This is a genomic window from Roseovarius ramblicola, assembly GCF_042430665.1.
Lineage (GTDB): Bacteria > Pseudomonadota > Alphaproteobacteria > Rhodobacterales > Rhodobacteraceae > Roseovarius > Roseovarius ramblicola.
Genome location: NZ_JBHMEC010000008.1, coordinates 26,562 through 45,352 on the forward strand (window position 1 = coordinate 26,562; position 18,791 = coordinate 45,352).

An 18,791-nucleotide genomic window follows, 5' to 3' on the forward strand; every position below is an offset into this window, starting at 1 on the left:
AAAGCCCAGAGGATACCCGATGACATTCACCCCGCATGGCAAGCACCCGATCGCAGGAGCATGGATCGCCACGGACGACACGTTCGCCTCCGAGCCCGCCAATGGCCCGGCGCATGACGTCTCCGTCGGTTCGCCCGCGCTCATCGACAAAGCGGCGCAGGCGGCGGAAGAGGCATTTCTCTCCTATGGCTATGCCAGCCGCGCGGATCGCGCCGCGTTCCTCGACACCATAGCCGACGAGATCGAGGCGCGCGGGAACGAGATCACCGCGATCGGCACGTCCGAGACCGGCCTGCCCGAGGCCCGTCTGCAAGGCGTGCGCGGTCGCACCACCGGCCAGCTACGGCTTTTTGCCGAGCATATCCGCAAGGGCGATTACCTCGACCGCCGCCATGACGCGGCCCTGCCCGACCATGAGCCCTTGCCGCGCCCCGATCTGCGGGCGATGCAGCGGCCCATCGGCCCCATCGCCGTCTTTGGCGCGTCAAACTTTCCGCTGGCCTTCTCCACCGCCGGGGGCGACACCGCCGCCGCCCTTGCGGCGGGATGCCCGGTCGTGGTCAAGGGCCACGGCGCGCATCCCGGCACCGGCGAGATCGTCGCCGAGGCGATCCATGCCGCGATCCAGAAATGCGGTGTTCACAGGGGCGTCTTCAGCCTCGTGCAGGGCGGCTACCGGCAGGTCGGACAGGCGCTGGTGCAGCACCCGCTGATCAAGGCCGTCGGCTTCACCGGCTCTCTTACGGGGGGCCGCGCACTATTCGATCTCTGCGCGCAGCGGCCCGAGCCGATCCCGTTCTTCGGCGAGCTGGGCTCGGTCAACCCGATGTTCCTGATGCCCGAGGCGGTGGCGGCGCGTGGCGCGGCCATCGGTGAAGGCTGGGCCGGGTCTCTGGCAATGGGCGCGGGCCAGTTCTGCACCAATCCCGGTATTGCCATCGTCATCGACGGACCCGAGGCCGACACATTCACCGAGGCCGCCAGGGCCGCGCTCGCGAAGACCGGCGCGCAGGTCATGCTGACCGACGGCATCGCCCGGGCCTATCGCGACGGGCGCGACCGCGTCGCGGCGTCAAGCGGCGTGCAGGAGGTGCTGAGCAGCACCTGCGACCGGCGCAACGCCACACCCTATCTCTACGAGACCGACGGCAAGACATGGCTCGCAAACGAGGCCCTCGGCGAAGAGATGTTCGGCCCGCTCGGCCTTATCGTCCGGGTGGCAGACCTGACCGGGATGGAGCAGGTGGCGGCAAGCCTCAAGGGCCAGCTCACCTGCACGCTGCATATGGACGACGGCGATACCAACGCGGCGCGCAGGCTTTTGCCGGTGCTCGAACGCAAGGCGGGGCGGCTAGTGGCCAACGGCTTTCCGACCGGCGTGGAGGTCTGCGATGCGATGGTGCATGGCGGGCCCTACCCCGCCTCGACCAATTTCGGTGCCACCTCGGTCGGCACGCTCTCGATCCGCCGCTTCCTGCGCCCGGTCTGCTATCAGGGTCTGCCCGAGGCCATCCTGCCGGACGACCTGAAACCGGCAGAGTAACGGGGTGGCCGACATCGCTGCGCTCTCCTTGACCTCCGCCCGGTGCAGGGCGGGGGCCATGACCCAAGGGCAATCAGAGCAAATCCATCGCGTTGATCTCAAACGATTTGCACCGCTCAGCCCACAGATCAGCCCACAGAGGGCGCGGTCGGCAGACGGAAGCGGGCCTCGAAACCATCCACCGCACCCGGCCTCGGGGAGGTCAAGGTCAGCGTGCCGTCCGTGCGGTTCGCAATCGCCGCGACGATGGTCAGCCCGAGCCCGCTGCCACCCGAGGTCTGCGCGCCGCGCTGGAACCGGTCTGTGAGGCTGGCCAGACGATCACGGGCAACCACCGGTCCGGCGTTCGATACGATCAGGTCGCCCGCCTTGGTCAGGCAGACCGCGACCTGACCATGGGCTGCGCCATGGCGAAGCGCGTTCTCGACCAGGTTGCGACAGACGATGCCCAGCGCGTCGGGATCGATGGTCGACAGGACGGGGGTATCGGGAAGGTCGAGTGCAAGGTCGGGTGACTGCAGACTGCGCGCCATGTCCCCGACGACGAGACGCAGGGCCGCCCGCGCATCGTGGGCGGTTTCCGATTGCAGGCATCCGCCCTCGGCGCGCGCCAGTTGCATCAGGCGCTCGGTGCGGCGGGTCAGCCGTTTCAAGGTTTCCTCGATATCGCCGGCGCGCTGCGCGGCGGCGCTGTCCCGGGTTTCCGACCGAAGGCGTTGCGCCTGCGCGATGGCACCCGCCAACGGCGTCCGCAATTCGTGCGCGGCATTCGCAGCAAAGCTGCGCTCGGCCTCGAACGCCCCGCCCAACCGCGTCAGCAAGCCGTTCAATGTCGCGGCCAGCGGGGTTATCTCCGTCGGCAGGTCCTCTGCGGGGACTTCCGAGAGGTCACGCGCACCGCGCGCGTCCAGCCGCGCGCGGAAGCGGCGAAGGGGGTCCAGGCTGAAGCGGACGGCGAGTATGATAGCGGCAAGTGCCAGTGGCAGCACGACCAGCAGGGGCAGGCCAAGGCCCATCTGGATTTCGCGGGCAGTCGCCGCACGATGGGCCAGCGGTTCGGCCACGGTGATGCGGATCGTGCCCTGCAGGGCGGCGTCGCTGTAGAGGCGATGCGTGGCGGTCTCGCGAAACCCGGGGCCCTCATAACCCGGGAACACGGCGGGATCGGCGGCATGGGATTGCAACAGGGTACGCCCGTCCGCGTCGCGGACCACGTAGGTGAAGAACTCGTCATGCGCCCGGATCGGCGCGAGCCGCTGGGTCACGCCCTGGGTCTCACGCCCGACGATATCGGTCACGGCGAGCGGCAGGATGCGTTCCGCCGTCTCGCGCAAGGCGCTGTCAAACACCTCGTCAAGCTCGCCCCGGACGATCACCGCCGTCACTGCCGCGGCCACCAGCCACAGAACCGTCAGCACGAGACCGAGGGACAGGCCGAGCCGCGCCTGAAGGCTGGCCGGCCACCTCATGGCCTGCCCAGCCGGTAGCCCATGCCGCGCTCTGTCACGATGACCTTTGCCCCCAGCTTCTTGCGCAGGCGGCTGACATGGACCTCGATGGTGTTGCTCTCCACTTCCGAGTCGAACGCGTAGAGCTTTTCCTCGAGCTGCGCCTTGGACAGGAGCTGACCGGGGCGGGACAGGAAGGCTTCGAAGAGGGCCCATTCGCGCGCCGTCAGCGGTACCGGCTTGCCGTCCTTGTGGATGTTTCGCGCGGCGAGGTCGATATCCAGGGGGCCGTGGCTGAGGATGGGGTTCGGGTTGCCGCTGTAGCGCCGCGCGACCGACCCGATCCTGGCCGACAGTTCGGCCAGATCGAAGGGTTTGACAAGATAGTCGTCGGCACCCGCGTTCAGCCCCTCGATCCGGTCCGATATCTGGTCGAGCGCGGTCAGGATGATGACCGGCGTCACGTCGCCCTTCGCGCGCAAGGATTTGAGAAACCCGATGCCGCGCCCGTCAGGCAGCATCAGGTCGAGCAGCATCAGGTCGTAGGCGGTGGCGCGCACGGCATCGCCCGCAGCATCGAGGCGCGTGACCCAGTCCACCGACTGGCCATCGGCCGCGATCTGGTCACGCACCGCGGCCCCAAGTGTCGTGTCGTCCTCGATCAGCAGGATGCGCATGGGGTTTGATCTTTCCTTGTCTGTTCGACCTGCTTTTGGCGGTTTGTGCTGACGCAAAGCTGACGCATTCGGGTGAACCTCTTCAGCCTGCCGTCAGCTTCGCGGCGCATAAGCTGCATCAAGATGCGTTCCATGAGGAGTGTGACCCATGAAGAAGACGTTGACAATTCTCGGCTTTCTCGCGGCCTTCCCGGTCGGGGCCGCGCATGCGGACGATGACTGCTTTGTGCCGATGGCCGATTGGCAGCCGCGCGATGCCGTCGCGCGGCTGGCCACGGAGAGCGGCTGGACAGTGCGCCGCATCAAGATCGACGACGGCTGCTACGAAATCGACGGTCGCGACGCCGAAGGGCGCCGGATCGAGGTGACGGTCCATCCGGCCACGCTGGAGGTGATCGAGTTCGAATACGAGGACGAGGATGAGGATGAGGACAAGGACAAGGACGACGATCGCCGACGCCGCGATCGCGAAGGAGAGAAGGATGACTGAAACCAACGCACAGCACACGTCGCGACCGGACGCCGGGACGGATCGCAAGGTCCGGGTCTGGGATCCTCTGGTGCGGGTGTTCCACTGGAGTCTGGTCGCCGCCTTTGCGGTGGCCTGGCTGAGTGCCGAGGACCTTGACACGGTTCACGAGATCGCGGGCTACGTGGTCGCCGGCCTGGTGGCAGTCCGGCTGGTCTGGGGTCTGGTGGGCAGCCGGTATGCGCGCTTTGCACAGTTCCTCAAGGGCCCCCGCGCGACGCTGGCCTATCTCGGCGAGCTGACGCGCGGCAAGGAGCGGCGCTATCTCGGCCACAACCCGGCGGGGGCCGCGATGATCGTGGCGCTGCTTGTCGCGCTCTCGGGCACCGCCTTCACCGGCTGGCTCCTTGAAGAGCCGGACCGAATCGCGATGCTGCCGTCCATGCCTGCCATCGTGGCACCCGCGCGGGCCGACGAGGATGGTGAGTATGGAGAATATGGCGAGGGCGGTGGAGAGATCGTGGAAGAGGCGCACGAGGTCCTTGCCAACCTGATGCTGCTGCTCGTGGCACTGCACGTCGCTGGCGTTGTGCTGGCCTCGTTCCGCCACAATGAAAACCTCGCCCGCGCCATGGTCACCGGTGACAAGCGCGCCGCGGGACCGGGCGACATCGCCTGACCACCCCTACCCCCCGGCTGACCGCCCCGTCGGCCTGACCTGGCCCCGCTGTCACCGGCGGGGCCTTTTTTCCTGACGGCAAGCTGAAGCGGGAATCACCGCGCCGTCAGGAAGCCCTCAGGTCCGGTCTCCAGGTTTGTCCCAGCAGACAAACAGGAGACCCTGCCATGAAAAAGACCTTGATAGCCCTTTCCGTTATCGCGCTCCTGCCCGCTGGCGTGGCGGTTGCGGACGATGACGACTGCGTCGCGCCCCGCGGCCAATGGAAATCACGCGAGGCCGCCATGCAGGCGGCCGAACAGCACGGCTGGACCGTGCGCCGGTTCAAGATCGACGACGGCTGCTACGAGATCGAGGGCCGCGACAGCACTGGCCGGGAGATTGAAGCAAAACTCGATCCGGCGACGCTTCAGATGGTCGAGATGGAGTACGAGGACGACGAGGAGGACGACGACGATCGCGGCAATGCCCGCAATCCCGCGCCTGCCGGCACCGTCGCCCCGCCACAGAACGGCCTCTTCGGCAACGGCGCGCCTCCCAAGGCTCAGGTGAACTGAGCCGCCCCGCAGCCCCGCCCCGACAAAGGATACATCAGATGAAATCGCCACTTGCAATGCTCGCACTCACCACCGCGCTCACGCTTCCCGGCCTCGCCATGGCAAGGCCGGTGACGCTCGCCACGACCCTCAACAACTACGGTGGCGACGGTGCCTATCTCGCGCTCTATGTTACCGATGCCTCGGGGGCCTATGCCGGAAGTCTCTGGATGGCCGGCGGCAAGTCCAAATACTACAAGCATCTGAGCGACTGGCACCGCGCCACGGGCGGCGACACGGAGCAGGTGAACGGCATCACCGGCGCCAGTGTCGGTGCCGGACGCACGCTTGAGATCACGCTCGACCTGGCCGACGCGCTCTTCGACGCGGGTTACACGCTCCATATCGACGCGGCGGTCGAGGATATGCGCGACAGCCCGAACGAGGTGGCGGTGCCGCTCACGACGACGGGCGCCGGGACGCCGGTGCGGGGCCGCCGCTACATCGCCAGCTTCGCCTACGACATGTGAGGGAGCAGGACCATGATCCGTGCACTCCATCGCTGGCCGGGTCTTCTGGCCCTTGCGCTGGTCACTATCCTGAGCCTGAGCGGCGCGGCGCTGTCGGTCTTTCCCGCGGCCGGGCGGCTTGCGGCGCCGCAGGCGCAGACCGACCTGACCGTCGCCACCCTGGCGGAGCGCATCCGGGCGGTTTATCCCGGCGTCGAGCAGATCCGCCGGTCGCCCTCGGGCCGGATCACCGCCTACTGGTTCGATCAGGGCGCGCCCGGTGCCGCCGTGATCGACCCGGCAACGGGGCAAGGCGTGGCCTCGGCCGACCCGAACCAGACCCTTCGCTGGCTCACCAACCTTCACCGCTCACTCTTCCTCGGGGATGGCGGGCGCATCGCCATGGCGGCAGGGGCGGCGGCGCTGCTGGTGCTGTCGCTTTCCGGCACCGCGCTGGTCGCGCGCCGGGCAGGCGGCTGGCGGAACTGGTGCGCGCCGTTGCGCGGGCCGCGCGCGGGCCGGCTCCACGTCGAGATCGCCCGCATCGCGGTCACCGGCCTTTTCCTGTCGTCCGCAACGGCGTTGTGGATGACGGCCTCCACCTTCGATCTTCTGCCGGACGGTGGCGCCATCCCGGCCATGCCGACCGAGGTGAGCGAAGGGACGGGGTTCGCTCCGGGTCAGATGGCCACGTTGCAGCAGACGCCCGTCGCAGAGCTGCGCGACCTGAGCTTTCCCTATCCCGGCGACGCGACGGACGTGTTCGCGCTCAAGACCGATCGCGGCACAGGGTATATCGACCAGGGCACCGGCACGCTGCTGGCCTGGGCCGGCCTGACGGGCTGGCAGCGCGTCTCGGAGACCATCTACATGCTGCACACGGGACAGGGTGCGGCGACGCTGGGGCTGGTTCTCGGGCTGATGGCGCTTGGCGTGCCGCTCATGGGCGCCACCGGTGTTATGGTCTGGCTTGCCGGACGGCGCGGGCGGCCGCGCATCCGGGGCAATCAGCCCGCCGGCCGCGCCGGGACGATCATTCTCGTCGGCAGCGAAGGCGGCAGCACATGGGGCTTCGCCGCAACCCTTCACGCCGCGCTGACCGAGGCCGGGCAGAGCGTCCATGTCGGCCCGATGTCGGGCTTTGCGCCAGAGCGTTACACCCGTGCCGGGCGCATCATCCTGCTCGCCGCGACCTATGGCGACGGGGCTGCGCCCGCCACGGCAAAGGGTTTCCTCGATCGGCTGAACGCCCTCGACCGCGCGCCGGACATTCCTCTGGCCGTGCTCGGCTTCGGCGACCGCGGCTTTCCGGCATATTGCGCCTTCGCCAGGGAGGTTGCGACAACGGCGCAGGCGCAGGGCTGGCCCGAACTCGTGCCGCTCGATACGATCGACCGCCAATCGCCGCAGGATTTCACGCGCTGGGGCCGCGCGCTGGGAGAGGCACTTGGGATCCCCCTGGAATTGTCGCACCGGCCCGTCCTGCCGAAAACCGACACGCTGACTCTCGTCTCGCGCCGCGACTACGGCGCCGGGGTGCAGGCCCCGACCGCGATCCTCCGCTTCGCCCTTCCGCGCGTCTCGCTCTGGCAGCGGCTCACCGGGTCGGGCTTTGCCCGGTTTCAGGCAGGCGACCTTGTCGGCGTCGTGCCGGAGGCAAGCGCCGTTCCGCGGCTCTACTCGCTCGCCTCCGGACGTCGCGACGGGTTCGTCGAGATTGTCGTGAAGAAGCACCCGGGCGGCCTTTGCTCGGGTCAGCTTGCCGCATTGGAGCCGGGCGACACCGTGACCGCCTTCCTCCGCCGCAACCCCGGTTTCCGTCCGGGCCGGGGCCGGGCGCCGCTGATCCTGATCGGCGCGGGAACCGGCATCGGACCGCTCGCGGGCCTCATCCGCGGCAACGGGAGCGGCAGGCCGGTCCACCTGTTCTTCGGCATGCGTGATCCCGGCAGCGACTTCCTCTACGGCGAGGAAATGCCCGGCTGGCAGACCGAGGGGCGTCTGACCCGGCTGGTCAGCGCCGTTTCACGCGGGGCGCGGCCCCATTACGTGCAGGACGCCCTGCGGGGCGAGGCCACTCAGGTCGCGGAGCTCATCCGCGACGGGGCGCGCGTGATGGTCTGCGGCGGACGCGACATGGCGACCGGCGTGGCGGAGGCGCTGACCGGGATCCTCGCGCCGACCGGGCTCACCCCGTCGGCCCTGAAGGCGGAGGGGCGGTATGTCGAGGATGTCTACTGAGCGCACGCGCATCGCCCTGAACGGCCCGACGATGGGCACGCGCTGGCAGGCCACGTTCTTCGCAGACCCGACCATTGATCGCGCTGCGATCCGGGCGCTGCTGCAAGCCGCAGTGAACGACGTGGACGACCAGATGTCGACCTGGAAGCCCGACAGCGATCTGATGCGGATCAACGCTGCGCCGGTGGGCCAATGGGTGGCGGTTCCCGAGCACCTTCGATACGTCCTGCGCCTCGGCCTCGGGATCGGGCGCGCCTCGGGCGGAGCCTTCGACATCGGCATGGGGGACGCGGTGACGGCCTGGGGCTTCGGGCCCGGGGACGCGACACCAGATGGCATCCGTGCCGCGATGAACGCCCCGCGCCACCCGGCGCATGAGGTTCTGGAGTTCGACGGCGGCCACCTGCGCAAGACCGCGCCCATCGCACTGGATCTCAACGGTATCGCCAAGGGCTATGGCGTGGACCGGCTGACCGGGATCCTGCGCGACCACCGGATCGCGGACACCCTCGTCGGCATCGATGGGGAAATGCGCGCGACGGGTCTCCGGCCGGACCGGGAGGCCTGGACCATCGCCGTGGAAGCGCCGGACGCAGAGCGCCGGACTCCCCATTCGATCCTCGCGCTGCAGGACGCCGCCGTCGCGACCTCGGGTGATTACCGCCACTGGGTCGACGTGCAGGGACGGCGCCTGTCGCACACGATGGACCCCAGGCGCGGCGCGCCGCTGATTGCCTCGCCGGCCTCCGTCACCGTGGTGGCCGGCACCTGTGCCGAGGCCGATGCCTGGGCGACGGCGCTCATGGTGCTCGGCGCTGATGCGGGCGCGGCGCTCGCAAGACAACGGGGACTCGACGCTCTGTTCCTCGTGCGCGATGATGACGGGACCGCAAGCGGCGCAGGGGTCGGGCAGCTTTTCTCTGGCAATCCGGCCAAGTTTTCCGTGCGTTCGGAATAGCCGTCCACAACGTATCCGCACAATCACGGGTCACAAGCGTGACTGTCGTCAGCGCCTCCGTCGCCAGGGCGCCGGCTCGTCCGGCCCGGGTCAGGATCATCGCCGTCCGTCAGTCTTGCCCCGGCTGCATCAGCGGGGACATCATGAACGAGGCGGGCCTCGCGCAATCGACGGTTTCCGAACATCGCCGAGGCGAACAGCGCCTCCACAGTCGCAGCCTGCAAGGGCGGAATTGAAGGACCGGACCGCGACAACAATGTCCTGTGCGAAAAGATCGCGGACTCTCTGCCCGGGAAGGGACGGCTGGACGATTGCATTGAACGTCCCGCAAAATTCCGCTCATGCCATTGGCATATCGGGAATAATCGCGATTTTGCCATGCGTCGGACGGTGCTCGGACGAGCCCTTGGACGGCCTTTGCGGTGCCGTCGGAATGGCGGCTGTGAAACCCGGAATTTATCCCTCCCTTTCAAATACTCAGGGGGGAATTCGGAGCAGGGCGGGCGAGATGGTGCTGCTGGAGAGAATCGAACTCTCGACCTCTCCCTTACCAAGGGAGTGCTCTACCTCTGAGCTACAGCAGCGCCGATGTGGCGCGGTGATTAGACGCTTCTCGCCGGGGGCGCAAGGGGTAACTGGACGCTATTTCACACCTCCTGTAAGAGGGGTCCATGAACGACAAACCCAAGCCGGAAACCCGCAAAGCCGCGCCGCAGGAGCGCGGCGAGCGGCTCAAATCCGCCCTCAAGGCCAATCTCGCGCGGCGCAAGGCGCAGATGCGCGCGCGCGCCGCCACAGAGGACGGGCACGCCGGGTCAGGCCAAGGCGAAAAACGCGAGGACTAGAGCAGTCATGGATTCCATCATCGTCACCGGCAACGGCCCGCTTCACGGGCAGATCCCCATCGCCGGGGCCAAGAACGCCTGCCTCACGCTGATGCCCGCCACGCTGCTGAGCGAGGAGCCGCTGACGCTCACCAACGCGCCGCGCCTGTCGGATATCCGCACCATGCGCACGCTGCTGGAATCGCTCGGCGCAGAGGTGGCGCAGATGCAGGGCGGACAGGTGCTGTCGCTGTCGTCGCACCGCATCGACAACCACCGCGCCGACTATGACATCGTGCGCAAGATGCGCGCCTCGATCCTGGTGCTCGGGCCGATGCTGGCGCGCGACGGGCACGCGGTGGTGTCGCTGCCGGGCGGCTGCGCGATCGGCGCGCGGCCCGTCGACCTGCACTTGCAGGCGCTGGAGGCAATGGGTGCCGAGCTCGACCTGCGCGACGGCTATGTCCATGCGCGCGCGCCCGGCGGGCTCCGGGGCGGCAAGGTGGACTTTCCGATCGTCTCGGTCGGGGCCACCGAAAACGCGCTCATGGCCGCGACGCTGGCGCGCGGCACCACGGTGATCAGCAACGCGGCGCGCGAGCCCGAGATCGTCGATCTCGCGCAATGCCTGCGCAAGATGGGCGCGCGGATCGAGGGCGAGGGCACGCACACCATCACCATCGAGGGGGTGGACCGCCTCCATGGTGCCACCCACGCCGTGGTGCCCGACCGGATCGAGCTTGGCACCTACATGCTCGCCCCGGCGATCTGCGGCGGCGAGGTGACCTGCCTCGGCGGGCGCATCGACCTCGTGGCGGCGTTCTGCGAGCGGCTCGACGCGGCGGGCATCGACGTGACCGAGACCGAGGCCGGCCTGACCGTGGCGCGCCGCAACGGCCGGGTGCGCGCCGTCGACGTGGTGACCGAACCGTTCCCCGGCTTTCCCACCGACCTGCAGGCGCAGATGATGGCGCTGATGTGCATCGCCGAGGGCAGCTCGGTGCTCGAGGAGCGCATCTTCGAGAACCGGTTCATGCACGCGCCGGAACTCATGCGGATGGGCGCAAGGATCGACGTGCAGGGCGGGACCGCCACCGTGACGGGCGTCGAGACCCTCAAGGGCGCGCCGGTCATGGCCACCGACCTGCGCGCCTCCGTGTCGCTGATCCTCGCCGGGCTCGCGGCCGAGGGCGAAACGGTCGTCAACCGCGTCTACCACCTTGACCGCGGCTACGAGAGCGTCGAGGACAAGCTGAGCGGCGTGGGCGCGAAAATCGAGAGGATCACCAGCCAATGAGCGACGATGCCACTTTCGAGGAGGGGCGCGAGACGCCGCTCAACCTCGTCGCCGCCGACCCCGACGATCTGAAGGTGATCTCGGCGCTGGCGCAGGACGCGGTGTTTCCCATCACCGAGATGCGCTGGCAGGCGCGCCGCCACCGCTTCGCGCTTTTGCTCAACCGCTTCCGCTGGGAGGACGAGGGCCGCGACCGCCACGGGCCGGAGCGCGCGCAATCGCTGCTGGTGGTCGAGAACGTGCTCGGCGTGGCCAGCCAGGGCATCGACCGGGGCGATCCCGACACCGTGCTGTCGCTGCTGTCGGTGACGTTCGAGCCGGGCGAGGAAGGCACCGGCCACCTGATCCTGACGCTGGCCGGCGACGGCGCGATCCGGCTCGAGATCGAGGCGCTCGAGGTCGGGCTGCGCGACGTCACCCGCCCCTACCGCGCCCCCTCGGGCAAGGTGCCCCGCCACGACACCTGATTGCCGCCGGGCGGGGCATGAGTATTTTTTCCAAGAAGAAAACCGGGGCTTGAGACATATTCCCCCGCCCGCTACCCGCCCCGCCGGAAAGGACCTGCCCATGCCCGTCATGCTCGATGCCACCGCCGCCGATTTCGAGACCCGCTTCACCGCGCTGCTGTCGGCCAAGCGCGAGGACAGCCCCGACGTGGACGACACCGTCGCCGCGATCATTGCCGATATCCGCGCGCGCGGCGACGCGGCACTGATCGAGTTGACCGCGAAATTCGACCGGGTGGCGCTCTCGCCGCGCACCCTGCGATTCTCCAGCGCCGAGATCGACGCGCTGGTGGCGCAGGTGCCGCAGGCCGAGCGCGACGCGCTGGAACTGGCCGCCGAGCGCATCCGCGCCTATCACGAACGCCAGATGCCGCAGGATGCAAGCTGGACCGAGGAGAGCGGTGCCACCCTCGGCTGGCGCTGGACGCCCGTTGGCGCGGCGGGGCTCTATGTGCCCGGCGGGCTCGCCTCCTACCCGTCCTCGGTGCTGATGAATGCGATCCCGGCCAAGGTGGCGGGGGTGGAGCGGCTCGCCATCACCGTGCCCACGCCCGACAACAAGGCCAATCCGCTGGTGCTGCTGGCCGCGCGGATCGCCGGGGTGGACGAAATCTACCGCGTCGGCGGCGCGCAGGCCATCGCGGCGCTGGCCTACGGCACCGCGAGCATCGCCCCGGTGGACAAGATCACCGGGCCGGGCAACGCCTATGTGGCGGCGGCCAAACGGCGGGTGTTCGGGCGCGTCGGCATCGACATGATCGCCGGGCCGTCGGAGATCCTGGTGATCGCCGACAAGGGCCAGAACCCCGACTGGATCGCGCTCGACATGCTGAGCCAGGCCGAGCATGACGAGAGCGCGCAGGCCATCCTGATCACCGATGATCCAGCGCTCGCCCGCGACGTCGCCGCCGCCGTCGCGGCGCGGCTGGAGACGCTGGAGCGCCGCGCCATCGCCGGGGCGAGCTGGCGCGACTTCGGCGCCATCATCACCGTGCCCGACCTCGCCACCGCCGCAGCCCTCAGCAATCGCATCGCCCCCGAGCACCTGGAGCTGTGCGTCGCCGACCCCGACGCGCTGAGCCAACGGATCACCCATGCCGGGGCGATTTTCCTCGGGGCGTGGACCCCCGAGGCGATCGGCGATTACGTCGGCGGGCCCAACCACGTCCTGCCCACCGCGCGTTCGGCGCGGTTCTCGTCCGGCCTGTCGGTGGTGGATTTCCTCAAGCGCACGACGCTGGCGAAAATGACCCCCGAGTCGCTGCGCGCCATCGGCCCCGCCGCCGAGACGCTGGCAAACGCCGAGAGCCTCGGGGCGCATGGCCTGTCGGTGCGCGCGCGGCTGGATCATCTCAACGGCTAGGCGGCGATCCCCCGCCGATCCGCCCCGAAACAGCCCTTTCGCACGGGCGAAACGCCCCCTATAACGGCGCGTGGCCCCGGGGCACCCCCGAGTCGCGGGGGCTTTCACCTATGGGGCAACAGGATACGGGCGCAAATGGCGATGTTTGACAAGATTCCGAGCTTCTTTTCCTCGGACATGGCAATCGACCTCGGCACCGCCAACACGCTCGTATACGTCAAGGGCCGCGGCATCATCCTGAGCGAGCCGTCGGTGGTGGCGTACCACGTCAAGGACGGCGTCAAGCGTGTGCTCGCGGTGGGCGAGGATGCCAAGCTGATGCTGGGCCGCACGCCCGGCAGCATCGAGGCGATCCGGCCGATGCGCGAGGGCGTGATCGCCGATTTCGACACCGCCGAGGCGATGATCAAGCACTTCATCCGCAAGGTGCACAAGCGCTCGACCTTCTCCAAGCCCAAGATCATCGTCTGCGTACCGCACGGCGCCACCCCGGTCGAGAAACGCGCCATCCGCCAATCCGTGCTGTCGGCCGGTGCCCGCCGCGCCGGGCTCATCGCCGAGCCGATCGCGGCGGCCATCGGCGCGGGCATGCCGATCACCGATCCCACCGGCTCGATGGTCGTCGATATCGGCGGCGGCACCACCGAGGTGGCGGTGCTGAGCCTCGGCGACATCGTCTATGCCCGCTCGGTCCGGGTGGGCGGCGACCGCATGGACGAGGCGATCATCAACTACCTGCGCCGCCAGCAGAACCTGCTGGTTGGCGAATCCACCGCCGAGCGGATCAAGACCACCATCGGCACCGCGCGGATGCCCGATGACGGGCGCGGCACCTCGATCCGGGTGCGCGGGCGCGACCTCCTGAACGGCGTCCCCAAGGAGACCGAGATCAGCCAGGCGCAGGTCGCCGAGGCGCTCTCCGAACCAGTGCAGCAGATCACCGAGGCGGTGATGACGGCGCTCGAAGCCACGCCGCCGGACCTCGCCGCCGACATCGTCGATCGCGGCGTGATGCTGACCGGCGGCGGCGCGCTGCTGGGCGATCTCGACCTGGCGCTGCGCGAACAGACCGGCCTCGCCGTTTCGATCGCCGATGACAGCCTCAACTGCGTGGCGCTGGGCACCGGCAAGGCGCTCGAATTCGAGAAACAGTTGCGGCACGCGATTGACTACGACAGTTAACCGGCCCACCTTTTGAGCAAAAGAGGTTGCCAGTGGCCAGCGACCGCGGACAGAGCGACGATTACCGGGGCCCGCTGCGGCGATTGCTCCTCGGCATCCTGCTTGTCTGCCTGGTCGGCATCTTCCTGCTGTGGCGCATCGACAGCCCGCGGGTGGAACGGTTCCGTGCGCAGGTCGTGGACCGGGTCGTGCCCTCGATGGACTGGGCGATGGCGCCGGTGACCGGCGCGGTCAATATCCTGCGCGATTTCCAGTCCTACCAGCGCATGCACGAGAAAAACCGCGAGCTGCGCCGCGAATTGCAGCAGATGAAGGCCTGGAAGGAGGCGGCGCTGCAGCTTGAGCGGGAAAACGCCCGCCTGCTCGACCTCAACAACGTGCAGCTCGACCCGCGCCTGACCTATGTCACCGGCGTGGTGATGGCCGACAGCGGCTCGCCCTTCCGGCAATCGGTGCTGCTCAACGTGGGGGCGCGCGACGGCATCATGGAGGGCTGGGCGGCGATGGACGGGCTGGGCCTCGTCGGGCGCATCTCGGGTCTGGGGCAGAACACGGCGCGGGTCATCCTGCTCACCGATACCTCCAGCCGCGTGCCGGTCACGATCCAGCCCACCGGGCAGCGCGCGCTGGTGATCGGCGACAATTCGCCCGCGCCGCTGCTGGATTTCATCGAGGACCCCGAGCAGGTCCGCCCCGGCGACCGGGTGCTGAGCTCGGGCGATGGCGGGGTGTTCCCGGCGGGGCTCGCGGTCGGCCAGGTGGTCGCCGATCCCGGCGGGCGGATGCGCGTGCGCATCGCCGCCGATTACGAGCGGCTCGAATTCCTGCGCGTGCTGCGCAGCTACGACCACGAGCGGATCGACGATCCCGGCGGCCTGATCGCCCCCGCAGCCGAAACCGAATCGGCGGACCCGGCACCGCGCGCGGCGGTGGAGGCCGGAAATGGCTGAGACCGGCACGCTTCACCTGTGGCTCATGCGGGCGCTCTTCGCGGCGCTCGCGGGGGCGCTCGTCTTCGCGCGGCTGCTGCCGCTCGATACGCTGCCGCCGGGCTGGGCGGGGCCGGATCTGTTCCTCGCGCTGACCTTCGCCTGGGCGGTGCGTCGGCCCGAATACGTGCCGCCCCTGCTGGTGGCCGGGCTGGCGCTGGCGATGGACCTGCTGTTGCAGCGTCCGCCCGGCCTCTGGGCGGCGCTGACGCTCATTGGCTGCGAGACGCTGCGCCGCCGCGCGCCGGCGCTGCGCGATCTGACCTTCGTCGCGGAATGGGCGGCGGTGGCGGGCACGCTGGTGGCGATGACGCTCGCCTGTCGGCTGGTGCTGACCGTGCTCATCGTCGATCAGGCGCCGCTCGGGCTCAGCCTGATGCAGCTTCTCTCAACGCTTGTCGCCTACCCGCTGGTGGCGGCGCTGTCGCACCTCTTTTTCGGCGTGCGCAAGCGCGTCCCCGGCGACCTGACCCCGGAAAGGCATGTGCCATGAGACGCCCGGCCCGCGACCGCGCCGAAGGTCAGCGCCGCATCACGCGGCGCGCGCTGGTCCTGGGCGGTGCGCAGGTGGCGGTACTGGGCGCGCTGCTCTTCCGCATGCGCCACCTTCAGGTGGACCAGGCCGACGAGTTCCGCCTGCTGGCGGACGAGAACCGCATCAACCTTCAGCTCATCGCCCCCGCGCGCGGCCGCATCTTCGACCGCGAGGGCAGGGTCATCGCCGAGAACGTGCCCAGCTACCGCATCACCGTCACGCGCGAACAGGCGGGCGATACCGAGGCCGTGCTCGACCGCCTCGCCCGGCTGGTCGAGCTCAAGACAGGCGAGCTTGAAAAGGCGCGCCGCGACCTCGCCGAACTGCGCGGCGACACGCCGGTGACGGTGGCCGACCGCGTCGACTGGGAGGCGATCAGCCGCGTCGCCGTCAACGCCCCCGCCCTGCCCGGCGTGACGCCCGAAGTGGGGCTGTCGCGACGCTACCCGCTGGGCGCGGCCTATGCCCATGCCATCGGCTATGTCGGCGCCGTCAGCGAGCGCGACCTCGACCGTCTCGACGCGCCCGAGGCGCTGCTGCGGCTACCGCGGTTCCAGATCGGCAAGATCGGGCTCGAGGCCCGGCACGAGGACATTCTGCGCGGCGAGGCGGGCACCCGCCGCGTCGAGGTCAACGCCGCCGGGCGCATCATGCGCGAGCTCGAACGCCAGGAGGGCAGCCCCGGTGCCGACATCCAGGTCACCTGCGACAACGCGCTCCAGACCTATGCCCACGCCCGGCTTCGCGGCGAGGGCGCGGCGGCGGTGATGCTCGACTGCGAGACCGGCGACATCCTGGTCTGCGCCTCCAGCCCCGGCTACGATCCCAACCTCTTCGTGCGCGGCATCTCCTCGGCCGATTACCGCGCGCTGCTCGAGGACCCGCTGCGTCCGCTGCCCAACAAGGCGGTGCAGGGCATCTACCCGCCCGGCTCCACCTTCAAGATGGTGACGGCGCTGGCCGCGCTCGACGCGGGCCTCGTGGATTTCAACGAGACCGTCTACTGCCCCGGCTTCAAGGAGGTCAGCGGGCGGCGCTTCCACTGCTGGAAACGCGGCGGCCACGGCAACGTGGACCTGCACCGCTCGCTGCGCAACAGTTGCGACGTCTATTACTACGAGATGGCGATGCGCGTTGGCATCGAGGGCATCTCCGCAATGGCCCGGCGGCTCGGGATCGGGGAACAGTTCGACCTGCCGATGACCAGCGTCGCCGAGGGGCTCGCCCCCTCGCGGCAGTGGAAGCTCGCCTATCGCGGCGAGGCGTGGATGGTCGGCGACAGCGCCAACACCGCGATCGGGCAGGGCTTCGTGCTCGCCTCGCCGCTGCAACTCGCGGTGATGACGGCGCGGCTGGCCACCTCGCGCGCGATCGTGCCGCGGCTGGTGAAATCCATCGCCGGGGTGGATCAGCCCACCGGCCACGGCGACAGCCTCGGGCTGAACGAGAACCACCTGCGCGAGATCCGCCGCGCCATGTTCGCCGTCAGCAACAACCAGCGCGGCACCGCCTTTCGCAGCCGCATCGTCGAGGACAGCCTGCGCCTCGCGGGCAAGACCGGCACCAGCCAGGTGCGCAACATCTCCGCCACCGAGCGCGCGGACGGCGTGCGCGACAACCGCGACCTGCCCCGCGAACAGCGCGACCACGCGCTGTTCGTCGCTTTCGCGCCGCATGACGCGCCGCGCTTTGCCCTGTCGGTGGTGGTCGAGCATGGCGGCGGCGGCTCCACCGCCGCGGCCCCCATCGCGCGCGACATCATGCTTCAGGCGCTCTACGGCGGCGACCCGCCGCTCTCCGCCTACCCCGCCGCCGACCGCCCGCGCATCCGCACCCTCCAGGAAGAGCTGAAGCGCGAGCGCGAGCGCCCGACGCCGGAGGCGAACGACCGCGCATGAGCTATCTCGAACATACCGTCAAGACTGTCCCCGCAGGCCCGCGCAAGATCCTCCATCTCAACTGGCCGCTGGCGATCCTGCTGGCCAGCGTGGCGGCCATCGGCTTCCTGATGCTCTACTCGGTGGCCGGCGGCACGCTCTCGACATGGGCCGAGCCGCAGATGAAGCGCTTCGCCCTGGGCTTCGCCGGGATGATCGTCGTGGCGATGGTGCCGATCTGGTTCTGGCGCAACGTCTCGCTGCTGGCCTACCTCGCCTCGCTCGCGCTGCTCGTGGCGGTGGCGCTCATAGGCATCGAGGGCAAGGGCGCGCAGCGCTGGCTCGACCTCGGCGTGATGCGCATCCAGCCCTCGGAACTGGTCAAGATCACGCTCGTGATGGTGCTCGCCGCCTATTACGACTGGCTGCCCATGTCGCGCATCTCGCGCCCCGTCTGGGTGCTCATCCCGCTTGCGATCATCCTCGTGCCGGTGGGCATGGTGCTGCGCCAGCCCGATCTCGGCACCTCGATCCTGCTGGTGCTGGGCGGCGGCGCGATGATGTTCCTCGCCGGTGTCCACTGGGCCTATTTCGCCACCGTGATCGCGCTGGGCGCGGGGGCTGTCGCCGCCGTCTTCAGCAGCCGCGGCACCGGCTGGCAATTGCTGGAGAACTACCAGTACCGCCGCATCGACACCTTCCTCGACCCCGACAGCGACCCGCTGGGCGCGGGCTATCACATCACCCAGTCCAAGATCGCGCTGGGCTCGGGCGGCTGGACGGGGCGCGGCTTCATGCAGGGCACGCAATCGCGGCTCAACTTCCTGCCGGAAAAGCATACCGATTTCATCTTCGTCACCCTCGCCGAGGAATTCGGCTTCGTCGGCGCGGTATCGCTGCTTGGACTCTACGCGCTCGTCATCCTGTTCTGCGTCGCCTCCGCGCTCTCCAACCGCGACCGCTTCTCCGCGCTCCTGACGCTGGGGGTGGCGGTGGCCTTCTTCCTCTACTTCGCCGTCAACATGGCGATGGTGATGGGGCTGATGCCGGTCGTCGGCGTGCCGCTGCCGCTGGTAAGCTATGGCGGCTCGGCGATGCTGGTGCTGATGCTGGGCTTCGGCCTGGTGCAGAGCGCGCATGTCCACAGACCGAGGTAAT

The 18,791-nt window shown here is 69.1% G+C and carries 18 protein-coding genes and 1 tRNA gene; 16 read left to right on the top strand and 3 right to left on the bottom strand.

Annotated features, from left to right (window positions below; all coding sequences use genetic code 11):
- Nucleotides 1–19 precede the first annotated feature (19 nt).
- On the top strand, nucleotides 20–1,543 hold the full coding sequence (locus ACFFU4_RS03615; RefSeq protein WP_377067143.1) for an aldehyde dehydrogenase (NADP(+)): 1,524 nt from the start codon (nucleotides 20–22) through the stop codon (nucleotides 1,541–1,543).
- A 128-nt stretch (nucleotides 1,544–1,671) separates the two neighbouring features.
- Here ACFFU4_RS03615 and ACFFU4_RS03620 read toward each other — a convergent pair whose 3' ends face one another.
- The gene (locus tag ACFFU4_RS03620; RefSeq protein WP_377067145.1) at nucleotides 1,672–3,012 is read right to left on the bottom strand and encodes a sensor histidine kinase; all 1,341 of its coding nucleotides are present in this window, start codon (nucleotides 3,010–3,012) and stop codon (nucleotides 1,672–1,674) included.
- Nucleotides 3,009–3,668, bottom strand: a complete 660-nt coding sequence (locus tag ACFFU4_RS03625; protein ID WP_377067147.1) for a response regulator transcription factor — start codon at nucleotides 3,666–3,668, stop codon at nucleotides 3,009–3,011. The genes ACFFU4_RS03620 and ACFFU4_RS03625 overlap by 4 nt, the downstream gene beginning before the upstream one ends.
- 148 nt (nucleotides 3,669–3,816) lie before the next feature.
- On the opposite strand from ACFFU4_RS03625, the gene ACFFU4_RS03630 reads away from it, so the two are divergent.
- The 6 genes from ACFFU4_RS03630 (at nucleotide 3,817) to ACFFU4_RS03655 (ending at nucleotide 9,060) form a co-directional block, all read left to right on the top strand.
- Nucleotides 3,817–4,158: a PepSY domain-containing protein gene (locus tag ACFFU4_RS03630; protein WP_377067149.1), complete on the top strand. Its 342-nt coding sequence runs from the start codon at nucleotides 3,817–3,819 to the stop codon at nucleotides 4,156–4,158.
- Nucleotides 4,151–4,816, top strand: coding sequence for a cytochrome b/b6 domain-containing protein (locus ACFFU4_RS03635; RefSeq protein WP_377067151.1), 666 nt, complete (start codon nucleotides 4,151–4,153; stop codon nucleotides 4,814–4,816). Before ACFFU4_RS03630 ends, ACFFU4_RS03635 begins: the two co-directional genes overlap by 8 nt.
- Nucleotides 4,817–4,983: 167 nt before the next feature.
- Nucleotides 4,984–5,373 (top strand): PepSY domain-containing protein, encoded by a 390-nt coding sequence (locus ACFFU4_RS03640; protein ID WP_377067153.1) that lies wholly within the window; start codon nucleotides 4,984–4,986, stop codon nucleotides 5,371–5,373.
- Nucleotides 5,374–5,411: 38 nt separating this feature from the next.
- Nucleotides 5,412–5,882, top strand: coding sequence for a DUF2271 domain-containing protein (locus ACFFU4_RS03645; RefSeq protein ID WP_377067155.1), 471 nt, complete (start codon nucleotides 5,412–5,414; stop codon nucleotides 5,880–5,882).
- A 12-nt stretch (nucleotides 5,883–5,894) separates the two neighbouring features.
- Nucleotides 5,895–8,102 carry a PepSY domain-containing protein gene (locus ACFFU4_RS03650; protein ID WP_377067157.1) on the top strand — a complete coding sequence of 736 codons (2,208 nt, stop codon included), beginning with the start codon at nucleotides 5,895–5,897 and terminating at the stop codon, nucleotides 8,100–8,102.
- Entirely contained in the window at nucleotides 8,083–9,060 is a 978-nt protein-coding gene (locus tag ACFFU4_RS03655) for an FAD:protein FMN transferase (RefSeq protein ID WP_377067159.1), read from the top strand. The genes ACFFU4_RS03650 and ACFFU4_RS03655 overlap by 20 nt, the downstream gene beginning before the upstream one ends.
- 509 nt (nucleotides 9,061–9,569) lie before the next feature.
- Here the strand turns inward: ACFFU4_RS03655 and ACFFU4_RS03660 are convergent.
- Nucleotides 9,570–9,644 (bottom strand) — tRNA-Thr (locus ACFFU4_RS03660).
- A gap of 87 nt (nucleotides 9,645–9,731) precedes the next feature.
- Between ACFFU4_RS03660 and ACFFU4_RS03665 the strand changes: the two genes are divergently transcribed.
- From ACFFU4_RS03665 to rodA, 9 genes are all read left to right on the top strand, one after another.
- Nucleotides 9,732–9,905 carry a hypothetical protein gene (locus ACFFU4_RS03665; protein ID WP_377067161.1) on the top strand — a complete coding sequence of 58 codons (174 nt, stop codon included), beginning with the start codon at nucleotides 9,732–9,734 and terminating at the stop codon, nucleotides 9,903–9,905.
- 7 nt (nucleotides 9,906–9,912) lie between these two features.
- Nucleotides 9,913–11,181, top strand: coding sequence for a UDP-N-acetylglucosamine 1-carboxyvinyltransferase (murA, locus tag ACFFU4_RS03670; protein ID WP_377067163.1), 1,269 nt, complete (start codon nucleotides 9,913–9,915; stop codon nucleotides 11,179–11,181).
- Complete coding sequence (locus ACFFU4_RS03675) at nucleotides 11,178–11,648, top strand: DUF2948 family protein (RefSeq protein ID WP_377067165.1); 471 nt, start codon at nucleotides 11,178–11,180, stop codon at nucleotides 11,646–11,648. Before murA ends, ACFFU4_RS03675 begins: the two co-directional genes overlap by 4 nt.
- 100 nt (nucleotides 11,649–11,748) lie before the next feature.
- Nucleotides 11,749–13,050 carry a histidinol dehydrogenase gene (hisD, locus tag ACFFU4_RS03680; RefSeq protein WP_377067167.1) on the top strand — a complete coding sequence of 434 codons (1,302 nt, stop codon included), beginning with the start codon at nucleotides 11,749–11,751 and terminating at the stop codon, nucleotides 13,048–13,050.
- 135 nt (nucleotides 13,051–13,185) lie between these two features.
- Nucleotides 13,186–14,232, top strand: coding sequence for a rod shape-determining protein (locus tag ACFFU4_RS03685; protein ID WP_377067169.1), 1,047 nt, complete (start codon nucleotides 13,186–13,188; stop codon nucleotides 14,230–14,232).
- Nucleotides 14,233–14,264: 32 nt separating this feature from the next.
- Complete coding sequence (gene mreC, locus ACFFU4_RS03690) at nucleotides 14,265–15,182, top strand: rod shape-determining protein MreC (protein ID WP_377067171.1); 918 nt, start codon at nucleotides 14,265–14,267, stop codon at nucleotides 15,180–15,182.
- Complete coding sequence (locus ACFFU4_RS03695; RefSeq protein ID WP_377067173.1) at nucleotides 15,175–15,714, top strand: rod shape-determining protein MreD; 540 nt, start codon at nucleotides 15,175–15,177, stop codon at nucleotides 15,712–15,714. The genes mreC and ACFFU4_RS03695 overlap by 8 nt, the downstream gene beginning before the upstream one ends.
- Complete coding sequence (gene mrdA, locus ACFFU4_RS03700) at nucleotides 15,711–17,654, top strand: penicillin-binding protein 2 (protein WP_377067175.1); 1,944 nt, start codon at nucleotides 15,711–15,713, stop codon at nucleotides 17,652–17,654. The genes ACFFU4_RS03695 and mrdA overlap by 4 nt, the downstream gene beginning before the upstream one ends.
- Nucleotides 17,651–18,790 carry a rod shape-determining protein RodA gene (gene rodA, locus ACFFU4_RS03705; protein ID WP_377067177.1) on the top strand — a complete coding sequence of 380 codons (1,140 nt, stop codon included), beginning with the start codon at nucleotides 17,651–17,653 and terminating at the stop codon, nucleotides 18,788–18,790. The genes mrdA and rodA overlap by 4 nt, the downstream gene beginning before the upstream one ends.
- Nucleotide 18,791 lies beyond the last annotated feature (1 nt).